This is a genomic window from Moorena sp. SIO3H5, assembly GCF_010692395.1.
Taxonomy (GTDB): Bacteria; Cyanobacteriota; Cyanobacteriia; order Cyanobacteriales; family Coleofasciculaceae; genus Moorena.
The window spans coordinates 1-1093 of sequence record NZ_JAAHHS010000807.1 but is presented as its reverse complement, the minus strand read 5'-3'; the positions used below and the strand labels follow the sequence as shown (position 1 = coordinate 1093).

The window sequence follows — 1093 nt, the reverse complement described above, 5'->3', positions numbered from 1 at the left end:
CCATGGGGTAGTAGGCAGTAGGGATGGAGCGCAGTCGTAAAGGCTAACACATGGGTTGTAGTGATCTGCCTAGGTATTATTGCTAGTTAATAGCAGTTAGTCAGAATAGCTTCAAATTTTTTTCGAGCTATTGAATATTTATATGGTATTATAAATAGCTGTACAAGAGTAGCTTGCCACCAATTCTTCTGTCAGGAGCTTTATGGTATCTAATCCCAAAATCTTATCAACTAGCAAAGGTACCCTGAGCGCGATCGCACTAGGTAGTAACCTCGGTGATTCTCAAGCCACCTTAGAAGCTGCTCTGATTGAACTCGAACAAACTCCAGGTATTACTGTCAAAACCCGCTCCAGTTGGTACAAAACTAAACCTATTGGACCTGTGCAACCAGATTATCTCAATGGTTGCGCCCTAGTGGACACACAACTAAGTCCCCAAAAGTTACTAGAGACTCTGCTAGAAACAGAGCAAAAGTTTGGTAGAGTTCGTTTGGAACATTGGGGAGCAAGAACCTTAGATTTAGATTTAATCTTGTTCGGTAACCTGATTCTAGATACCCCTGATCTAATCATACCTCACCCACGCATGAGAGAGAGAGCATTTGTGTTAGTGCCGTTGGCCGAAATTGCTCCTGATTGGATAGAGCCAGTTTCGGGAATTAAAGTCTCCCAACTTCTCGAAAAGTTAGATATTTCCGGAGTTGATCGGTGTTAATTTTTAGGAGATCAAATCTGCTTGATAGACTATAATAACAACAGAAAAAACCAAGGCAAGGTAACTTAGCCTAATGCCGATGAATGATATATAATTGGGGGTAAAACCAATCCCAAAACGAGCGATTAGCGCTACGCGCACGCTTGCGCGTTCAGCTATCAGGCGCTTTAACTGAACGGGGTGGGATGAGTAAAACGAGCAGGGATTTTCAACTAGCTGTACCAGCCCGTAAGGTTGTTTACTACTTCCCGTTGATTAGCTGACTGCTGACAGCACCTCAAGTAGCGTGGCCAACGGCCAACGGCTGAATACTTACCCGAAAACAGATCGGAAGAGCGACGTGTAGGGAAAGGAGGAGGCGGTGGGCCAGGGCGGCGT

Annotated in this window: 1 protein-coding gene; it reads left to right on the top strand. The window is 44.7% G+C overall.

What is annotated here, in order from left to right; translation table 11 throughout:
• Positions 1 to 202 precede the first annotated feature (202 nt).
• On the top strand, positions 203 to 715 hold the full coding sequence (gene folK, locus F6K52_RS36660) for a 2-amino-4-hydroxy-6-hydroxymethyldihydropteridine diphosphokinase (protein WP_293090195.1): 513 nt from the start codon (positions 203 to 205) through the stop codon (positions 713 to 715).
• The last annotated feature ends 378 nt before the right edge of the window (positions 716 to 1093 follow it).

Coding starts and splice junctions, on each gene's coding strand:
- folK (WP_293090195.1), top strand. CDS start 203: ATGGTATCTAATCCCAAAATCTTATCAACTAGCAAAGGTACCCTGAGC.